This window comes from Pseudomonas iranensis (assembly GCF_014268585.2).
Taxonomy (GTDB): Bacteria; Pseudomonadota; Gammaproteobacteria; order Pseudomonadales; family Pseudomonadaceae; genus Aquipseudomonas; species Aquipseudomonas iranensis.
Map to the genome: position 1 here is coordinate 1,781,542 of NZ_CP077092.1, position 18,508 is coordinate 1,800,049.

The 18,508-nt window shown below is 60.3% G+C and carries 20 protein-coding genes; 9 read left to right on the top strand and 11 right to left on the bottom strand.

The genetic code is table 11. The features are described from left to right. Nucleotides 1-165 precede the first annotated feature (165 nt). Complete coding sequence (locus tag HU724_RS07890) at nucleotides 166-1,506, top strand: DEAD/DEAH box helicase (RefSeq protein ID WP_024012040.1); 1,341 nt, start codon at nucleotides 166-168, stop codon at nucleotides 1,504-1,506. 51 nt (nucleotides 1,507-1,557) lie between these two features. Here HU724_RS07890 and HU724_RS07895 read toward each other — a convergent pair whose 3' ends face one another. Both HU724_RS07895 and HU724_RS07900 read right to left on the bottom strand, forming a co-directional pair. Then, the gene (locus HU724_RS07895) at nucleotides 1,558-1,833 is read right to left on the bottom strand and encodes a hypothetical protein (RefSeq protein WP_039761007.1); all 276 of its coding nucleotides are present in this window, start codon (nucleotides 1,831-1,833) and stop codon (nucleotides 1,558-1,560) included. A gap of 89 nt (nucleotides 1,834-1,922) precedes the next feature. Further along, nucleotides 1,923-2,657: a DUF899 domain-containing protein gene (locus HU724_RS07900; RefSeq protein ID WP_186568397.1), complete on the bottom strand. Its 735-nt coding sequence runs from the start codon at nucleotides 2,655-2,657 to the stop codon at nucleotides 1,923-1,925. A 171-nt stretch (nucleotides 2,658-2,828) separates the two neighbouring features. Between HU724_RS07900 and HU724_RS07905 the strand changes: the two genes are divergently transcribed. Beyond that, nucleotides 2,829-3,221, top strand: coding sequence for a transcriptional regulator (locus HU724_RS07905; RefSeq protein WP_186568399.1), 393 nt, complete (start codon nucleotides 2,829-2,831; stop codon nucleotides 3,219-3,221). A 123-nt stretch (nucleotides 3,222-3,344) separates the two neighbouring features. Here HU724_RS07905 and HU724_RS07910 read toward each other — a convergent pair whose 3' ends face one another. The 3 genes from HU724_RS07910 to HU724_RS07920 form a co-directional block, all read right to left on the bottom strand. Then, on the bottom strand, nucleotides 3,345-4,214 hold the full coding sequence (locus HU724_RS07910) for a DUF6279 family lipoprotein (protein WP_186568401.1): 870 nt from the start codon (nucleotides 4,212-4,214) through the stop codon (nucleotides 3,345-3,347). 77 nt (nucleotides 4,215-4,291) lie between these two features. Continuing rightward, nucleotides 4,292-5,008, bottom strand: a complete 717-nt coding sequence (locus tag HU724_RS07915) for a TorF family putative porin (protein WP_016771158.1) — start codon at nucleotides 5,006-5,008, stop codon at nucleotides 4,292-4,294. Nucleotides 5,009-5,211: 203 nt separating this feature from the next. Then, nucleotides 5,212-5,400: a PFL_1563 family small protein gene (locus HU724_RS07920; RefSeq protein ID WP_016985943.1), complete on the bottom strand. Its 189-nt coding sequence runs from the start codon at nucleotides 5,398-5,400 to the stop codon at nucleotides 5,212-5,214. A 339-nt stretch (nucleotides 5,401-5,739) separates the two neighbouring features. Here HU724_RS07920 and HU724_RS07925 point away from each other — a divergent pair, with 339 nt between their 5' ends. The 3 genes from HU724_RS07925 (at nucleotide 5,740) to HU724_RS07935 (ending at nucleotide 8,196) form a co-directional block, all read left to right on the top strand. After that, the gene (locus tag HU724_RS07925; protein WP_016771157.1) at nucleotides 5,740-6,576 is read left to right on the top strand and encodes a CvfB family protein; all 837 of its coding nucleotides are present in this window, start codon (nucleotides 5,740-5,742) and stop codon (nucleotides 6,574-6,576) included. A gap of 44 nt (nucleotides 6,577-6,620) precedes the next feature. Then, complete coding sequence (locus HU724_RS07930) at nucleotides 6,621-7,013, top strand: DUF2177 family protein (RefSeq protein WP_016771156.1); 393 nt, start codon at nucleotides 6,621-6,623, stop codon at nucleotides 7,011-7,013. A gap of 253 nt (nucleotides 7,014-7,266) precedes the next feature. Then, entirely contained in the window at nucleotides 7,267-8,196 is a 930-nt protein-coding gene (locus tag HU724_RS07935; protein ID WP_041478962.1) for a DMT family transporter, read from the top strand. On the opposite strand, the gene HU724_RS07940 is transcribed toward HU724_RS07935, so the two are convergent. Further along, a complete protein-coding gene (locus HU724_RS07940; RefSeq protein WP_186568403.1) occupies nucleotides 8,144-9,325 on the bottom strand; it encodes an MFS transporter in 1,182 nt (393 codons plus the stop codon). The two genes, HU724_RS07935 and HU724_RS07940, sit on opposite strands and share 53 nt — an antisense overlap. Before the next feature lie 104 nt (nucleotides 9,326-9,429). On the opposite strand from HU724_RS07940, the gene ptrR reads away from it, so the two are divergent. Both ptrR and HU724_RS27725 read left to right on the top strand, forming a co-directional pair. After that, on the top strand, nucleotides 9,430-10,323 hold the full coding sequence (ptrR, locus tag HU724_RS07945) for a putrescine utilization regulator PtrR (RefSeq protein WP_076566500.1): 894 nt from the start codon (nucleotides 9,430-9,432) through the stop codon (nucleotides 10,321-10,323). A 142-nt stretch (nucleotides 10,324-10,465) separates the two neighbouring features. Further along, entirely contained in the window at nucleotides 10,466-10,594 is a 129-nt protein-coding gene (locus HU724_RS27725; RefSeq protein WP_003184145.1) for a PA1414 family protein, read from the top strand. 160 nt (nucleotides 10,595-10,754) lie between these two features. Here the strand turns inward: HU724_RS27725 and HU724_RS07950 are convergent, their stop codons facing one another. The 4 genes from HU724_RS07950 to speB all read right to left on the bottom strand — a co-directional run bounded on the left by HU724_RS07950 (nucleotide 10,755) and on the right by speB (nucleotide 15,235). Continuing rightward, entirely contained in the window at nucleotides 10,755-12,134 is a 1,380-nt protein-coding gene (locus HU724_RS07950) for a sodium:solute symporter family protein (protein ID WP_186568405.1), read from the bottom strand. Nucleotides 12,135-12,297: 163 nt separating this feature from the next. Continuing rightward, entirely contained in the window at nucleotides 12,298-13,800 is a 1,503-nt protein-coding gene (locus HU724_RS07955; RefSeq protein ID WP_186568407.1) for a purine-cytosine permease family protein, read from the bottom strand. A gap of 51 nt (nucleotides 13,801-13,851) precedes the next feature. Beyond that, nucleotides 13,852-14,274 (bottom strand): YybH family protein, encoded by a 423-nt coding sequence (locus HU724_RS07960; protein ID WP_122505894.1) that lies wholly within the window; start codon nucleotides 14,272-14,274, stop codon nucleotides 13,852-13,854. A 10-nt stretch (nucleotides 14,275-14,284) separates the two neighbouring features. Then, the gene (speB, locus tag HU724_RS07965; RefSeq protein WP_039761035.1) at nucleotides 14,285-15,235 is read right to left on the bottom strand and encodes an agmatinase; all 951 of its coding nucleotides are present in this window, start codon (nucleotides 15,233-15,235) and stop codon (nucleotides 14,285-14,287) included. A 293-nt stretch (nucleotides 15,236-15,528) separates the two neighbouring features. Here speB and HU724_RS07970 point away from each other — a divergent pair, with 293 nt between their 5' ends. Then, nucleotides 15,529-16,422, top strand: a complete 894-nt coding sequence (locus tag HU724_RS07970; protein ID WP_007956593.1) for a LysR family transcriptional regulator — start codon at nucleotides 15,529-15,531, stop codon at nucleotides 16,420-16,422. Nucleotides 16,423-16,428: 6 nt separating this feature from the next. Next, a complete protein-coding gene (locus tag HU724_RS07975; RefSeq protein ID WP_186568409.1) occupies nucleotides 16,429-17,025 on the top strand; it encodes a tRNA-uridine aminocarboxypropyltransferase in 597 nt (198 codons plus the stop codon). Between the two features lie 117 nt (nucleotides 17,026-17,142). Here HU724_RS07975 and HU724_RS07980 read toward each other — a convergent pair whose 3' ends face one another. Further along, nucleotides 17,143-18,504: an HlyD family type I secretion periplasmic adaptor subunit gene (locus HU724_RS07980; protein WP_039761043.1), complete on the bottom strand. Its 1,362-nt coding sequence runs from the start codon at nucleotides 18,502-18,504 to the stop codon at nucleotides 17,143-17,145. Nucleotides 18,505-18,508 lie beyond the last annotated feature (4 nt).

Consider the following 18,508-nt stretch of genomic DNA (forward strand, 5'->3'; position numbering starts at 1 on the left):
CGAGAGCCGATTAGAGCATTTAAGACGCTGTGTATTGCAGCGAGTGACAAATCGGGCAACAAAAAAACCACTGATTGTCGCCGTTTGCACAAAGAAACTCGGCCTGAGCGCTCGAAACCGGTAACCTATGCAGCTGTTTTTTTGCATATCTTCGAGGTAGCACCCGTGTTTTCCCAATTCGCCCTGCACGAACGCCTGCTCAAAGCCGTGGCCGAGCTGAAATTTGTCGAGCCAACGCCAGTGCAAGCCGCGGCCATCCCGCTGGCGCTCCAGGGGCGTGATCTGCGGGTGACGGCGCAAACCGGTAGCGGCAAAACCGCCGCTTTCGTCCTGCCGATCCTCAATCGCCTGATCGGCCCGGCGAAGATCCGCGTCAGCATCAAGACGCTGATCCTGCTGCCGACCCGTGAACTGGCCCAGCAGACCTTGAAGGAAGTCGAACGCTTCTCGCAGTTCACCTTCATCAAGTCCGGCCTGATCACTGGCGGCGAAGACTTCAAGGTGCAGGCGGCCATGCTGCGCAAAGTGCCGGACATCCTCATCGGCACCCCGGGGCGGATGATCGAGCAGCTCAATGCCGGCAACCTCGACCTGAAAGAAGTCGAAGTGCTGGTCCTCGACGAAGCCGACCGCATGCTCGACATGGGTTTCGCCGAAGACGTGCAGCGTCTGGTCGATGAATGCCCGAACCGTCAGCAGACCATGCTGTTCTCCGCCACCACCGGCGGTTCCGGCCTGCGCGAGATGATCGCCAAGGTCCTGAACAACCCGGAGCACCTGCAGCTCAACGCCGTCAGCCAGCTCAACTCGACGACTCGTCAGCAAATCATCACCGCCGACCACAATCAGCACAAAGAGCAGATTGTGAACTGGCTGCTGGCCAACGAGACCTACCAGAAGGCCATTGTCTTCACCAACACCCGCGCCATGGCCGACCGTATCTACGGCCGCCTCGTGGCTCAGGAATACAAAGCGTTCGTGCTGCACGGCGAGAAAGACCAGAAGGATCGCAAACTGGCGATCGATCGTCTGAAGCAGGGCGGTGTGAAGATCCTCGTCGCGACCGACGTTGCGGCCCGTGGTCTGGACGTCGACGGTCTGGATCTGGTGATCAACTTCGACATGCCACGCAGCGGCGACGAATACGTGCACCGCATCGGTCGTACCGGCCGCGCCGGCAACGACGGTCTGGCGATCTCGCTGATCTGCCACGGCGACTGGAACCTGATGTCGAGCATCGAGCGCTACCTGAAGCAGAGCTTCGAGCGCCGCACGATCAAGGAAGTCAAAGGCACCTACGGCGGACCAAAAAAGGTCAAGGCTTCGGGCAAAGCCGTCGGCGTGAAGAAGAAAAAGACCGACGCCAAGGGCGACAAAAAGAAAACCGCCGCCAAGACGCCGACCAAGCGCAAGAGCGTGAACCGGCCGAAGCCGGATTCCCTGGTCAGCAGCGACGGCATGGCCCCGCTCAAGCGCCGCAAGCCAGCCGAGCCTGCGGCTGAGTAAGCTTTAGCAGCGCATATAAAAAAACCGGACATTGTCCGGTTTTTTTTCGCCTCAACTGTCGGCTTTTTTCTCTGCCGACCCCAGTTCCTTCAGACGCTGATCGATCAACTGGCATTTGTCTGGGAGATCCGCACTGGCCGTGCCCAGATCCATTTTCTGCAGCTCGGCGTTAATCTCCTTGGCTTTTTCCGGATTCTGCTCGGTGAGCTTGGAGACTTCCTTGGCCAGTTGTTCGCGTTTGATCGTCGCCTCTTCCGGCGTGCAAGCCCAGACGGGCAGGGCGCAGGCAAGGGTGGCGGCGAGAGACAGCTTGATCAGGGTTTTCATGGGCAGGCCTCAGTTCCGGTTAAGGCGGGTTGAACGGTTGAGGGCTGAAGCCTGGTAAAAGTTCAGAAACGGTGGGGCCAGGATTGTCCTCAATCGGCATGGCAGCAACCCGACTTCGGCGCACCGTCATACCGATCATGATGCCGAACCCATTCCATGATCTCGTCTTCATTCCTGCCCTTGGGCGTCAGATCCAGATAGTGGTAAGCACCAACCAGCATGTCCAGACCGCGCGCGTATGTGGAATAGGTGTGAAAAATCTCGCCTTCGTCATTGCGATAAAACACGCTCAGCCCCGGCATTTCTTCCTCGGCGCTGTCGGTCTTTTCGTAGTTGTAGGTAGCCTTGCCCTCGGCGACGTCTTCAGCCCGGGCGCAGACGCCGAAGTCGTAATTGAAATCGCAACCTTCTGACGAGACCCAGTCGAACTTCCAGCCCATGCGTTGTTTGAATGCCTGAAACTCGTCGAACGGCGCGTGGGAAACTGCGACAACTGCAACGTCGTGATGGGCCAGGTGCTGGTTGGCGCCGTCAATGTGGTCGCTGAGGAACGAGCAGCCCTGACAGCCTTGCTCCCAACCTTTGGCGAACATGAAGTGGTAGATGATCAACTGGCTGTTTTGGCCGAACAGATCATTGAGCCTCAGCTCGCCGTTCGGGCCTTGAAAATGATAGTCCTTGTCGACTTTCAACCACGGCAGGGCGCGGCGCTCGGCGCTGAGGCGATCGCGGTCTCGGGTGAAGGCTTTTTCGCGGGCCAGATGCTGCTGACGGGCGGCGAGCCATTCTTCGCGTGATACCACCGGATGGTTTGTAACGTTCATGACGATGTCTCCTGCGGGTGAACCGGCTGTTTCAGCCTAGTCGTTCATCGTGCGAGGGAATCGACAGCCGCCGGTCGGTCGGGTCCGGAAATACTGCTGAACGGCTGCGCAGCGCTTCGGTCACAACCTTGAACGCGGCACAAAATCACCCGCACCGGAGGTTGGATCAGGATGACGACTTATAACTGGGATTTGATTGAACGTTTGCTGCATGAAGTGCAGAACAGCGCTGGCCAAAGCTTCGCTCCCCGCGCTTATGCCGAAGACCATGCGGCCGAGAAAGCCAGCGCCGGCGAGCCGATCGACAATCTCGATCACTTGAAAACCCTGGCCTGTGATTATGAAAAGCTCTTGCTGGAGCGCGGATTCATCGAGCCGCGGCCGGATCACGAGGGCAGTACTGGCAACAACTTCATTCTGACCCCGCGCGGCTCCAGCCTGTTGAGCCTGATCGACAGCAGCATCCCCGGCAACGACCACCCGCGTCAGGTGCTGGATGAGCAGGAGGATGCGCTGGATGAGGTGACGTTTGATGAAGTCGCCTCAAAGGCTCAAATCGCCTGAGCCAGTGAAATCCGCCCTGTGGGAGCGAGCCTGCTCGCGAAAACGGTCTGTCAGTGGCATTTGAACTGTCTGACACTCCGCCTTCGCGAGCAGGCTCGCTCCCACAATGGGCCATTGGTTTATTCAAGGTTTCTGCGCGGCCTTCAGGCACTTCAGGTCATTGAAGTCTTTGCGTACTCCCTCAATCTTCTTGAGCAAGCGCTCACGCTGTTGCGGCGTGCTTTCAGCCATCAGGTCGACAAATAGCGATCGTGCCTGCGCTTCAGTATTGGCGTAGGCCTTGCGGTAATCCGCTGTCCATAAGCGCTCGCGGTTGACCAGAAGTGTCTCGATGCGTTGTGGGAATTCGGGGCTTTGGCGTTGCGCGACGGCGGCGCTGAACTGTTGCTGCCAGTGCGCGCGATTGGCGATCCATTGGGTGTTCTGGTCGCCCAAGGCATTGGTCCAAGCCACGACGCGTTGTTTCTGTGTATCACTGAGCGGGCCTAGCCAATCGTTCAGGCGTTTTTCCATGCGCTCGCCGCGTTCCTTGATCTGCTGGGCCAGCGGCGGTTTCACGTATTCCTGCTGACGTTTGCGCAAATCCTTGGCAAACGCGTCGTTCATTTCTGCCACCTGTTTATCGTCCAGGCCTTGCAGCAGCTCGATGGCCGAAGGGGTGATTTCCCGGGCGGTTTCGGCGATGGCCTGCTTGGCTTCGGCGGTGCGCTCCTGTAGCGCGGCGTCGCTGACCTGATTGCTCTCGACCATGGCCTGCAAACGGTCCAGCCAGTCGAGGTAACCGGGTAACTGCGTGGTGCAGTGCCAGCTCAGGTGTTCCTTGAGCCGTTCGCTGAACCAGTCTTTCTGCTCGCCGTTCATGTCCACGTAATCGCTGAGCGACCACGGGATAATCACGTCGAGGTTGCGGTAGGCCAGGCCCACGCGGCTGCAAGCGCCGAGGGCGAGGGTGAAGATCAGCAGGGCGGCAATCTGTTTGAACCAGCGAGACATGGGCAAATCCTTGCGAGAGCCTGGCGTCGAAAATCTGATTCTTATGTGATGCAGGATGCGCGCGGCAGTTCAGCCGATCAATAGAACGTGCGTACAGCCTTGAGGGTGACGAGGCCGTCGCACTCGCTGTTGTGCCCGGAATAGGCCGAGCAATCACTGCCGCTGAGGCTGGAGTCGCTGTAGATCAGATCAAGATCGACGCCCATGAACGGCCGCGACAGTTTCACCGACCAATCAGTGAAACTGCTGATATAGCCACCGTCCACCGCCGCCGGTGTATTCAACTGGTGCGTGGTGTATTTCATGCTCACGCCGATGCCGAACGGCTGATTGCCAGTGAGGTCGGCAAACAAGGTGTTGTTCTGTTTATCCGGGTCGTTGCTCAATGCGATGCCGAAGCGACTGCCGAGCAAGGTCAGACCGCCGAACAGCTCCTGGCTGTCGAGGGTGTCCACGCGGGGATAGCTGTAATGGATCATCCCGACTTCATAGCCGAGCACCTGATCGAAAGGTTGCTTGAAGCCGACGTAGGAATCGATCTCGAGGTTCTTGCCCGGGCTGATGCCCATGCTCGGCGCGTACTGGCCGAAATACACGCCGCTGTCGTGGCTCAGATCAAGGCCACCGTGGAACGAGCCGACCGCCGCCGGTTTCACCAGACCCTGGGCCATGCTGCGGCTGGGCGTGGTGCCCAGCTTGAGATCGAAGTCACCCAGTTCACCCTGAAAAACCTGCGCGTGCGCGGTCGCGCCTGACAGCAGGCTGACGAACAATAAACAGGGAAATGGGCGCATGCGTCACTCCATGAACCGCGAGCGCAGGGCGAAGGCCTGCTGAAACGCTTGATCTAGACGCGTGCAAGGATACCGGCGAATGCCTGGCATTGATGGCCGTTCGTCGTTTTTCGGGAATTTTTGTTTAGAGGGAAGGGGTATTGCGCGGTGCCAGTCCAGGCGCTTCGAAGCTCAAAGCGCCTCTGGACGGGGTGAAACCGGTGTTACTTCTTGCCCAGGCTGATTTGCTTGGACGGGCCGAATGTCTGGCCACTGACGCCTTTGGCAATTTGCTGGATCTCGCCGCCGGACTTGAGGAATGCTGCGATCTGATCGTTGATCGATTCGCTGGTTTCAACGGCTGGAGCTGGCTTTGCTTTGCTGGTGGATGCTTTTACACGCATGGCGGCCATTAACCTTTAGAAAAGTAACTCGGCCAGGCATCGTACAGGAATAACTTGACAATAGCTTGGTAAATATCCCCCGGATTAACCAACCGTAACGCTGCATTATTACCGGCCGCCCACTCGTAATAAGCAGCTAACCTGCTGTTTTAAATAAGAACATTTAATCGAGGTGAGGCAAATCAGCACGGCTGTGAAGCGTCGGGCCGGACTGACGAGCGGCACCCCGCAGGCCAGTGATCAAGCAGAATCAACAGGTTGACGCAGATTTGCCGGTGCGAGGATCTGTCGCCCGACGTCTGCGGCAAAAACGGGTAGAATGCCGCCCACGTATTGAGGGTTTCGGAAATGGCTTTAGTCGGGCGTTACAACAGTTTGCAAGTGGTTAAACACACTAACTTCGGTTTATATCTGGACGGCGGTGCCGACGGCGAAATTCTTTTGCCCAACCGTTATATCCCCAAAGATATTCCCAGCGAAGATGAAGACTGGCTCAACGTATTCATCTATCTGGACAGCGAAGACAAACTTCTCGCCACCACGGAAAAACCCAAAGTTCAGGTCGGCGAATTTGCCAGCCTGAAAGTGGTTGAAGTCAACAGCATCGGCGTGTTCCTCGACTGGGGCCTGCCGAAAGATCTGTTGCTGCCGTACTCGGAAGAAAAGCGCCAGATGACTGCTGGCGAATACTGCGTGGTGCACGTCTACCTCGACAAACACACGCGCCGCATCACCGCCACCGCACGCCTTGATCGTTACCTGGACAAGACCCCGGCCACCTACAGCCCGGGCCAGGAAGTTGATCTGCTGGTAGCCGAAGCCACCGACATGGGCTTCAAGGCGATCATCAACAACAAGCACTGGGGCCTGATCCACAAGAACGAGATCTTCAAGTTCATGCGTTCGGGCATGCGCGAGAAAGGCTTCATCAAGGAAGTGCGCGCCGACGGCAAGATCAGCCTGAGCCTGCAACCGGTCGGCCAGGAAGCGGCGAGCAGCCTGAGTTCGAAGATCCTCGGCAAGTTGCGCGAGAACGACGGCACCCTGGCGGTCAGTGACAAGAGTGATCCGGCACTGATCAGCAGCCTGTTCGGCGTCAGCAAGGGCAACTTCAAGAAAGCCATCGGCTCGCTGTACAAGGAAGGCAAGATCGTCATCCACGCCGATCGCATTGAACTAACCTGAGCCTTGAGTGGCCCATGTTGCAGGCCACACAAGAGGTTGGATCGATGAAAAAGGCGCTGATCGCTTACGTCGCAACGCTGCTGACGTTTCTGCTGCTCGATGGCATCTGGCTCGGGCTGCTGATGGCGCCGACCTATCGCGAACTGCTCGGTTCGCTGATGCTGGAAAAACCGCTGCTGTTGCCCGCAGCGGTTTTTTATTGCCTGTACGTTATTGGCTGCGTGGTGTTTGTCGTGTTGCCGGCGCTGAGCTGGCAGAGGGCGGCGAAGCTGGGTGCGCTGTTGGGGCTGGTGGCCTACGGCACCTATGACCTGACCAATTGGGCGACCTTGCGCGACTGGTCGGTGCAGGTGAGTTTGATGGATTGGGCATGGGGGACAGTGGCGACGGCGGTTGCTTGCACGGTGGGTTATTTGATGGCGAAGCGATTCGCGTGAGCTGATCTTTCAGTTGCGTTGGCAATGCTGGCCTCTTCGCGAGCAGGCTCGCTCCGACATGTTCACCGAACACTTTGTGGGAGCGGGCTTGCCCGCGAATGACGGCGCAGCCGGCAGCCATTCAGCGCTGGCGCCACTGACCAAATAAAGGTCTTTTCCAGACGGCTTTTTCCGCGCATCTGATTGATAATCCCCGACACTGTTTTCTGACCATTGGATGGCCTGCCATGTTGTGTGTGTTCGAGGTGTTGCGGTGAGTGCCGAGCGGCGCAATGCCGACGGTTTTGCCCTGCAAGTGATGATCGGCCTGTGCCTGATCTGGGGTGTGCAGCAAGTTCTGATCAAGTGGGCGGCAACGGACATCGCGCCGGTGATGCAAGCGGCGGGGCGCTCGGGGATTTCTGCGTTACTGGTCGGTTTACTGATCTGCTGGAAGGGCGGTTGGGATCAGGTCGGCAGCACCTGGCGCGGCGGCTTGCTGGCCGGTGCGCTGTTTGGTCTGGAGTTCCTGTTCATCGCCGAAGGCCTGCAACTGACTACCGCCGCGCATATGTCGGTGTTCTTGTATACCGCGCCGATCTTCACCGCACTCGGCGTGCATTTCCTGCTCGCCAGCGAGCGGTTGCGCCCGTTGCAATGGCTGGGGATTCTCCTGGCTTTCATCGGCATTGCGATTGCCTTCGCTGGCGGTGTGTCGTGGGACAACCTTGATCGGCGCATGCTGCTGGGCGATGCCTTCGGCGTATTGGCCGGCGCCTGTTGGGGCGCGACCACCGTGGTGGTGCGCGCCTCGCGATTGTCGGAAGCGCCGGTGACGCTGACCCTGTTCTATCAGTTGCTGGTCGGTTTCATCGGCCTGCTGTTGATCGCGCTGTTCAGCGGCCAGATCACCCACGTCAGCCTGACTACCGTGGCGGTGGCCAGTGTGCTGTTCCAAGGGCTGGTGGTGTCGTTCTTCAGCTACCTGGTGTGGTTCTGGCTGCTGCGCCGTTATCTGGCGGCCAACCTTGCGGTGTTCTCGTTCATGACGCCGTTGTTCGGCGTGACCTTCGGCGTGCTGCTGCTCGGCGAACAGTTGAGCCTGAACTTTGTCATCGGCGCCGTGCTGGTGCTGCTCGGCATCACTTTCGTCAGTGCCGAACAGTGGCTGCGTCGGCGTTTGCGCAAGGCGCTGGGCCAGTAGCCCTGGCCTGCATCGCCAGCGCGCCGGCCAGCAACAGGCCGGCACCGGCAATCAGCAGCGCTGGCTGCAAACCGCCGCTGAAATGGCTGCTCAGCGCCGCCAGCAGCGGGCCGCTCAGTTGGCCGACGGCGAAGCACGCCGTGAGCATCCCGGCGTTGCGCTGAGTGGCGTGGGGCGCCAGCTCTCGCGAACGCTGCATGACCAGTTGCATGCAGGCCAGAAACGGCGTGCCGCAGAGGATCACCCCCAACGCCAGACCGAGGCCGCTGCCCAGCAGACAGGCGAACACTCCGGCCGCTTGCAGCCACAACGTCGCCATCAGCCAGTGCCGCGTGGTCTCGGGATCATGCCGGCGCAGACTCACCAACCACACACCGATCGCCGCGCCGAGGCCAAAACACGGCCAGAACAGATCCGCCTGCCACTGGCCATGAAACTGCGCATTGGCCATCTGCGACAGGAACGTTGCCGGAATGATGTAGCCGATGCCGTACAACGCATACACCAGCGCCAGCCTGCCAATGCCTCGGTTCGCTGATGTCGCCGGGACGACCGCCGACTTCGTTACCTCTGCGGGCTGCGGCAACAACCGCCAGACGCCGAGCATCATCAGCAACGCGGCGGCCGCGTAGATCAGCCACAGGGTTGCCGATGTCAGCTGCAAGCGGTGTGAGACCAGCGCCAGCAAGCCTGTGAGAAAAATCCCCAGACCCGGCCCGGCGAAAACCAGAGCACCCCAGCGCGGGCGACCCGCTGCCGCCGCCAGCGGCTGACTGAGTGAAGTAATCATCACCAGCACCCAGGCACTCGCCACCCCGGTACCAAAACGCAGCAGCAAGTGCGACCAGAAACCGTTGGCCCAGAACGACGCCAGGGTCAGCAGCACGCACAGCCACAGCCCGCCATGCAATCGTCGCTGCACCTGCTGCGGCCGCTGGGCGAACATCGCATCCACGGCACCGAGCAGATAGCCGAAGTAGTTGGCCGCCGCGATCAGCCCGGCAGCGGTGAGGTCGATCTGCCCTTCGCTGAGCAGGTGCGGCATCTGAGGGGTCAGGGCGAAACGGCCAATGCCCATGGCCATCATCAGGGAAACGAAACAGGCGGATAAACGTATCAGCGGCGACATGGTCGGGCTTCCTTGAAAGCAGCAATGACCGTCAGGCTAGGATCGATTGACTTTCTTTAAAATTGAATAATAGTGAGTAACTTGTTCTGTTCAGGAGAAAGTGGGTGGAATTCAGCCAACTGCGGATATTTCAGGCGGTCGCCGAGGAAGGCTCGATCACCCGCGCCGCCGAGCGTTTGCATCGTGTGCCGTCGAATCTGTCGACGCGGCTGAAACAGCTCGAAGAGCAGTTGGGTGTCGAACTGTTCGTCCGCGAACGGCAGCGCTTGCAACTGTCGCCGGCGGGCAAGGTTTTGCTCGATTACACCGGCAAACTTTTCGCTCTGCGCGATCAGGCCAGTGCGGCGGTGATGGGCGGGCAACCGGCCGGCGACTTCGTGCTGGGCACCATGTACAGCACGGCGGCGATCCATCTGCCGGCGTTGCTGGCGCGTTATCACAAGCAATACCCGATGGTGAATTTGCAGGTGCAATCGGCACCGACCGGGGAATTGCTCGAAGGGTTGCTCACCGGTCGCCTCGACGCGGCGTTGGTCGACGGCCCTCTGGAACTGGCCGGGCTCGATGGCGTGCCGTTGTGCGAGGAGCGGCTGGTGCTGATAACCGAAATCGACCATCCACCGGTGCACAGCGCGCGGGATGTCGAGGGACGCTCGGTATTCACCTTCCGTCAGGGCTGTTCATATCGCATGCGTCTGGAAGCGTGGTTCTCTCACTACCACGCGGCGATGGGCCGGCCGATGGAGATCGAGTCGTATCAGGGCATGCTCGCCTGTGTGATTGCCGGCAGCGGTGTGGCGTTGATGGCCGAGTCGATGTTGGCCAGCTTGCCAGGTCGCGAAAGCGTCGCCGTGCATCCGTTGGCCGAGCCGTTCGCGGGTGCGACAACATGGCTCATGTGGCGCAAGGGTATGGCCGGGGCCAACCTGAATGCCTGGATCGACGTGCAGCAAGCGGTCTATCCCGTGGCTTTGCATGAAGTCCGTGAAACAGCGTGAACCAATCGCAACAGATTCTGTTCAATTCAGTAACAGATCATTGCGGATTTGGCCGAGCATTGCGTAGGACTTCGGACTATTATCAGTGCGAAGCGGCCTCAGAATTCCGGCCGCTCAGCACCACCCTGAAGGGGGCATGACGATGAAAGAGAAAATCCAGAACTGGCTGCACGATTTGGGAGTTGCCCTCGGTTTGATCGAACCGCCTCTGCAACCGGTACCGATTCGCACGGACGACGAACAGCGCCGACGCCAGCCACGTCGCCGTTAATACCTGCGATCAGAGATTTCAAGATCGCAGCCGTCGGCAGTTTCTACAAAGTGTAGGAGCCGCCGAAGGCTGCGATCTTTTGCTTTTCGCCAAGCGAAAAAACGGGTGTGGCCACCGACGCCACACCCGCTGAAGAAAGCATCAAGTCGTTACAGCCGATTCACACCGCGGTTGCCACGGTCGCCGGGCGCGGCGAGAACAGGCTGACCAGTACAAAGCTCACCAGGCTGACACCCAGGCTGTAATAGATCGGCGTGTTCGCGTCCATACCGTCCTTGACCATGAACAACAGCGCCGTGATAAAGCCCAGCGTCATCGCGCTGATCGCCCCGGCAGTGGTCGCACGCTTCCAGAAAATCGCGCCCATCAGCGGAATCAGCATGCCGCCGACCAAGAGGTTGTAAGCCAGGGTCAGCGCGCTGATCACGTCATTGACGACCAGAGCAATGCCCAGCACCGCGATCCCTGTCAGCAGCGTAAACAGGCGGCTGACCGCGACGTTGGACTGTTTGCCGCCGCGCAGTTTCGGCAGCAGGTCTTCGGTCAGGGTGGTGGACGCGGCGAGCAGGCCGGCGCTGGCGGTGGACATCATCGCCGCCAGTGCGGCAGCGATCACCAGGCCACGGATGCCGTCAGGCAGCGAGACTTTGACGATGGCGGCAAAAGCGTTGTTGACGTTGTCCAGATCCGGAATCAGTACATGCGCAGCCATGCCGATCAAGGCGCAGACCAGGCCGTAAATGATGCAGTAGATCCCCGCGGAAGTGCCGGCGTATTTGGCGACTTTTTCGCTTTTGGCGGTGAACACCCGCTGCCAGATGTCCTGGCCGATCAGGATGCCGAAGAAGTAGATCATGAAGTAGGTAATGATCGTGTCCCAGCCGATGCTGGTGAAGTTGAAGCTGGCCGCCGGCAGTTGCGCGACCAATTGATCCCAGCCGCCTACGCGGTAAAGGCAGATCGGCAACAACACGAACATCAGGCCAACCGTCTGGATGCCGAACTGGACGATGTCCGTCAGGGTCAGCGACCACATGCCGCCGATCGTTGAATAAATCACCACGATACCGCCGCCCAGCAGTACGGAAATCCAGAAGGGCAGACCGAACAACACTTGCAGCACGGTGCCGATCGCCAGAATCGAGGTCACGCCGATCATCAGGGCGTAAGCGAGCATGATCGTCGCACTGGCGGTGCGCGCCATCGGGTTGTAGCGCTTCTCCAGGACCTGGGTGACGGTGAATACCTTGAGTTTCAGCAAGGGCTTGGCGAGGAACAGGTTCAGCGCGACGATGCCGCAGCCCAGTGCCGCGCACAGCCAGAATCCGGAGATGCCATGCACGTAACCCAGACGCACGGTGCCGACGGTGGAGGCGCCGCCGAGAACGGTCGCCGCCATGGTGCCCATGTACAGCGACGGCCCCAGGTTACGCCCGGCAACCAGATAGTCTTCGTGGGTCTTGGCCTTGCGCATGCCGTAGTAGCCGAGAATCAGCATCGCAGCGGCATAAATGAGTACGACGAATAAATCCAAAGCCATGATGGCGTGTCTCCGATTGTCTTTTTTATGGTCAAGCAAATGGGGTCTGCAAGGCTTCCTGTGGGAGCGAGCCTGCTCGCGAAGGCGGTCTGTCAGTCACACCAATGTTGGATGTGCTGAAGTCTTCGCGAGCAGGCTCGCTCCCACAGGGTTTTGCGTTTATTCAGGCGGCCTGACGTAGTTCGGGTTTTATGGCGGCTTCACTGCGCACATCCGTTGGCCCAAACACCTCCCGAGGTTCGGGGAACAGGCGCAGCAGCGTCAGATACACCACCGACGCCAGGCCCAATGTCACCGGCAAACTGATGTCGATGCCACCGGCCAGTTCGCCCAGCGGGCCGACGAACTGCCCCGGCAGGTTGACGAAGCACAGGCCGACCAGCGCACTCGGAATCCATGCACCGAGACCGCGCCAGTTCCAGCCGTGGTTGAACCAGTAGCGTCCGCCCTGTTCACCGCGAGTGAACACTTGCAGGTCATCCGGGCAGTAGAAGCCGCGCCGCACCAGCAGGCCGATGATCATGATCACCATCCACGGGGTGGTGCAGGTGATGATCAGCACGGCGAAGGTCGACACGCTTTGCACCAGGTTCGCCGCAAAACGGCCGATAAAGATGAAGGCGATCGACAGCACGCCGATCAGCAAGGTCGCCTTGACCCGGGAGAGCACGCGCGGGAACACGCTGGACATGTCCAGCCCGGTGCCATACAGCGACGTGGTGCCGGTGGACATGCCACCGATCACCGCAATCAGGCACACCGGCAGGAAGAACCAGTTCGGCGACACAGCCAGCAAGCCGCCGACATAGTTGTTCGCGGCGATGTAGTCCGGCGCCTTGATCGCGACGATGGTGGCGGTGGCGAGGCCGAACAGGAATGGGATCAACGTTGCCAGTTGTGCGGCGATCACCGCCAGCATGATCCGGCCCTTCGGCGTCTCACGCGGGATGTAGCGCGACCAGTCGCCGAGGAACGCACCGAAGGAAATCGGGTTGCTCATCGCCACCAGCGCCGCGCCGATGAATGCCGCCCAGAACCCGGCCTGACCCAGCGCCACGCTGCCGGCGTACTGGCTGTCGAAAGCAGGGGCGAAGGCGAAGATGCCGAGCAGGAACAACAGGCTCGCGGCCCACACCGCGATGCGGTTGACCCACAGCATGATGCGGAAACCGTAGATGCACACGGTCAGCACCAGCAGCGCGAACAGACCGTAGGCCAGGCCCAGGGTCAGGTCGGTTTCCGGCAGATCAACGAGGCGTTTGGCGCCGCCGACCAGCGCATCACCCGAGCTCCACACTGAAAGCGAGAAGAAGGCGATTGCCGTCAGCAACGACAGGAACGACCCGACAATCCGCCCGTGCACGCCGAAGTGCGCACCGGAAGACACGGCGTTGTTGGTGCCGTTGAGTGGGCCGAACAGGCCCATCGGCGCAAGGATCAGCGCACCGACCACCACACCCAGCACAATCGCCCAGACACCCGCCTGAAACGACAGGCCGAACAGCACCGGGAAACTGCCGAGCACAGCGGTGGCAAACGTATTGGCGCCGCCGAAGATCAAGCGAAACAAGTCGCTGGGTCGGGCGTCGCGCTCATGATCCGGGATCTGTTCGACCCCGTTTGTTTCGATGCTGCTAAGGCTTTTTTCGTTGTTGTTGTTATTCATGATCTGCTCCGATCATCAGGCGCGCTCATCGTGCGTGAGCGTCACCATTGGCTAAGGGGGTGGCAGCCCTTCCGGCATTGCGGACAAATGTTCGTGACAGGCCAGCCATAGGCCTTGTTGTTCTAGGCTCGACGCTTGTCTTCTGAAAACAATCGTCTCGCGCTCCTGGCTGAAGTGTTGCTCCCCTTGCATGCGCAGCTCGGTGGCCACGTCATGGATGAAAATCGCCACGTCACCCTGCAGGCTGACAAAGGCGTTGCTCGAGGTGCACGACAGCACCTCGAAGCCATCCTCGGCACGCCAGCGGTCCCACAACGCCTGATAGGCATCGCGCGACAGCAATGGCTGGTCGAGGGTGTAGAAAACGAAGCTGGCATCGGCGCTGAACGCACCGAAGTAGGCTTCGCGATCGTTACGCGCAAACGCGGCGACCAACTCGGCGGCCGCGTGCAAAACCTGATCACGTGCGTGCATGACCCGATCCTCAGCGATGAACCACGCCAGGCAGTACGCAGAGCATTTCGTACAGCAGGTTGGCGGCCAGCAGCGAGGTGTTGCCGGTGGTGTCGTAAGCGGGCGAGACTTCTACCAGATCGCAACCGATCAGGTCGAGGCCCTGGCAGCCACGGATGATTTCGATCGCCTGAATGGTGGTCAGGCCGCCGATTTCCGGGGTGCCGGTGCCGGGCGCCCAGGCCGGGTCGATGCCGTCGATGTCGAAGCTCAGATACACCGGACCGCCACCGACCTTCTCGCGCACTTCCGCCATCAGCGGCGCCAGCGACTTGTGCCAACACTCTTCGGCCTGCACCACGCGGAAACCCTGGTCGCGGCTCCAGTTGAAGTCGTCGGCGGTGTAACCCTGGGCACGCAAACCGATCTGCACCACGCGGTCGCAATCGAGCAGACCTTCTTCGACGGCACGGCGGAACGTGGTGCCGTGGGCGATCTTCTCGCCGAACATGTGATCGTTGACGTCAGCGTGGGCATCGATGTGCACCAGGCCAACCTTGCCGTGCTTTTTATGAATCGCACGCAGGATCGGCAGGGTGATGGTGTGGTCGCCGCCCAGGGTCATCGGGATGACGTTGTGCTCGAGGATGTTGTCGTAGGCTTCTTCGATGATGCGCACGGCGTCGAGCAGGTTGAAGGTGTTGATCGCCACGTCACCGATGTCGGCCACCGACAGCGAGTCGAACGGCGCGGCGCCGGTGGCCATGTTGTACGGGCGGATCATCACCGATTCGGTGCGGATGTCGCGCGGCCCGAAGCGGGTGCCGGGGCGCAGCGAAGTGCCGATGTCCAGCGGCACGCCCACAAAGGCAGCGTCGAGGCCGGCAGCGGTCGGTACATGGGGAAGTCGGAGCATGGTGGCGATGCCGCCGAAACGCGGCATTTCATTGCCGCCCAGTGGTTGGTGAAGAATCTTGTCCACGGGTAGGGCCTCATCGTCTTTGTTTTATTTATGCCGGCGCGCCGTTGAGCACAGGTTCGGACGCCGCTGTGGGGCCGATCATGCGAAATGTAGTGACGGGGAAGAATCGCTACGGGCAAAAACTTAGTTCAGATTTTTCTAAACTAATGCCAGACTTCCACACCTGATCGTTCCCATGCTCTGCGTGGGAATGCATCCACGGACGCTCCGCGTCCAGCCGTACTCGCAAGTGACGCAGAGCGTCACGGGCTGCATTCCCACGCAGAGCGTGGGAACGATCCTTGGGAGCAGAAATGGCCAACGCTTTACCCGACCTGAAACTCCTGCGCATCTTCGTCAGCGTCGTGCGTCATCAGGGTTTTGCCAATGCGCAGCAGGAACTCAACCTGTCGACCTCGGCGATCAGCACCTACATGAGCCAGCTCGAAGCCGCGCTTGGTCTGGTGCTGTGCCATCGTGGGCGCGGTGGCTTCAGCCTGACCAGCAAGGGCGAGCTGTTCCATCAGGAAACCCTGCGCCTGCTCGCCGAGCTTGAAGGCTTCGAGCAATACGCCGCCGCGCTCAAGGGCGAACTGCGCGGCACGCTCAATCTCGGGGTGATCGACTCCACGGTCAGCGACAAGGCGCTGCCATTTGCCGAAGCCATCGGCGCCTACAGTCAGGAACACCCGGCGGTGCATTTGCACCTGTCAGTGATGAGCCCTTATGAATTGCAGCTCGGCGTGCAGGACAATCGCCTCGATCTGGCGATCGGTGCGTTTTCCACGCGCATGAGCGGTCTGGTCTACATGCCGCTGTACCGCGAGCAGCACTGGCTGTATTGCAGCAGTCGCCATCCACTGTTCAACGAACGGCGCATCCCCGAGCAGGTCATCACCCAGCAACGGATGGTCGGGCGCGGTTACTGGAGTCAGGCGGAACTGGCCCGGCACGGTTTCAAACACAGTGCCGCGACCGTGGAAAGTATGGAAGCGCAGCTGATTCTGGTGCTCTCCGGCGCCTACATTGGTTATCTGCCGGAGCACTACGCGCAGGCCTGGGCCGACAAGGGTGATCTGCGCGTTCTGCTGCCGGCGACCTTCGGTTATCAGGCACCGTTTTCGATGATCATGCGCAGGGGCCGCAGCCGCGAGCCGCTGATCCAGACCTTCCGCGATTTGCTCAAAGCGCAATTGAATCAGGCGTAACCCACCATGTCCCGAGCCCAATGCCCGCGCTGCCTGCGCCCCCAAACCCACTGCCTGTGCCCGTTGATTCCGCACCTCGACAGCCGCACGCGCGTGTTAGTGCTGCAGCATCCGAGCGAGGTCAGCCACGCGCTCAATACCGCGCGGCTGGCGGCGCTGGGGCTGAGCAATGCCGAGCTGATTGTTGGCGAGGTATTCGAGGATTTGCCGAAACTGTTGAACCGGCCGGGCTATCAGGCGCGCTTGCTGTTCCCGGCTGAGGATGCGCAGCCGTTGCAGGTTTACGTGCCAAATGATCAGCCAATGTTGCTGGTCGTCCCGGACGGCACCTGGCGCAAAGCGCGCAAGATGCTGCACCTCAATCCGCTGCTGGCGGCGCTGCCACGGGTGACTCTGACCGAGGGCGGCGTGTCGCGCTATCGCTTGCGCAAGGCACCGGGGCCGGGGGCGCTATCGACGATCGAGGCGATCGTCCAGGCGCTGGAAACCCTCGAAGCGCCGACGACGTTTGCGCCGTTGCTCAAGCCGTTTGAAGCGCTGATCGAAGGGCAGATTGCGGCGATGGGGGAGGAGACCTTTCAGCGTAACCATGGCGACAGATGATCATTGTCTGTGCGGGCCTCTTCGCGAGCAGGCTCGCTCCCACAGGGAAACGCATTCCAATTGTGGGAGCGAGCCTGCTCGCGAAGCGCCAGATCAATCACCGCAATTCAAAGATCACTAGCGCTCGCGCATCGCCTCGGTCCGCGCTTTCAACACCGGTTTGAGCAGGTAATCCAAAACGCTTTTCTCCCCGGTAATAATGTCCACCGTCGCCACCATCCCCGGGATGATCAGCAGCGGTTTCACATCGCCGCCCAAGTGATTCTTGTCGGTGCGCACCTGAATCAGATAGAAACTGTTGCCCTTGTCGTCGGTGATCGTATCGGCGCCGATCAGCTCCAGTTTGGCGCTCAGCCCGCCGTAAATCGTGTAGTCGTAGGCACTGAACTTGACCATGGCTTTCTGGCCCGGATGCAGGAACGCGACGTCTTGCGGGCGGACCTTGGCTTCGATCAGCAGGTTGTCTTCCAGCGGTACGATTTCGACCATGTCGCTGCCCGGCTGAACCACGCCGCCGATGGTGTTGACCTTCATCTGCTTGATCACCCCGCGCACCGGCGAAGTCACCGTGGTACGGCTGACGCGGTCGTCGATGGCGATGCTCGAAGCGGTGATTTTCGACAGGTCAGTGCGTTTCTCATTCAGCTCTTTGGCGGCCTCGGAACGGAAGGTCTGCTCGGATTCGTCGATCTTGCTGCGAATCTCGGCAATCGCTGATTCGGCGCGGGGAATCGCCAGCGTGGTGGCGTTCAGCGAACCGCGAATTTCCACGGCACTGCGTCTGAGGCGGAGAATTTCCACCGGTGACACAGCGCCGGTTTTGACCAGCGGTTCCGACATGTTCATCTCTTGCTGCAACAACGCGAGGCTGGAGCTGAACTGGCCTTGCTTGGAACGAAACTCCGCCAGTTCCTGGGTTTTCTGCCGCAATTGTTCGCTGAGGGTGCGCTGTTCGCTGGCCAGGCGCCGTTGGCGTTGCTCGTACAGTGAGCGTTCATCCTCGGCGACTTGCGGCGCCTTGGCGATCACTTCGGCGGAGAGCTTGAAAGGGCGCCCCTCGGCCTCCGCTGACAAGCGTTCAACCTGTGCGGTCAGCGCGTAACGGTCGGCCTCGCTCTCGCCCTTGTTCGAGCGAAAGCGCGTGTCATCCAGACGCAGCAGGGTGTCGCCCTTGCCGACCATCTGGCCTTCGCGAACGAAAATCTCGGTGACGATGCCGCCCTCAAGGTTCTGGATCACCTGAACCTTGCTTGACGGAATCGCCTTGCCTTCGCCCATGGTGACTTCCTCAAGCACGGCAAATTTGGCCCAGACCAGAGCGGCGATCAGCAGCGCTGCCGCCAGCCACACGGTGATCCGCGATTTGCGCGGCGAATCCTGCAATGCTGCGCCGGCGGTTTCCGGCATGAACTCGGCTTCGGCGCTTTTGCCGAAACTGTCGAAGTAACCGCGCTTGTTGCTATCAGAGGAAGCAGGCATGGCG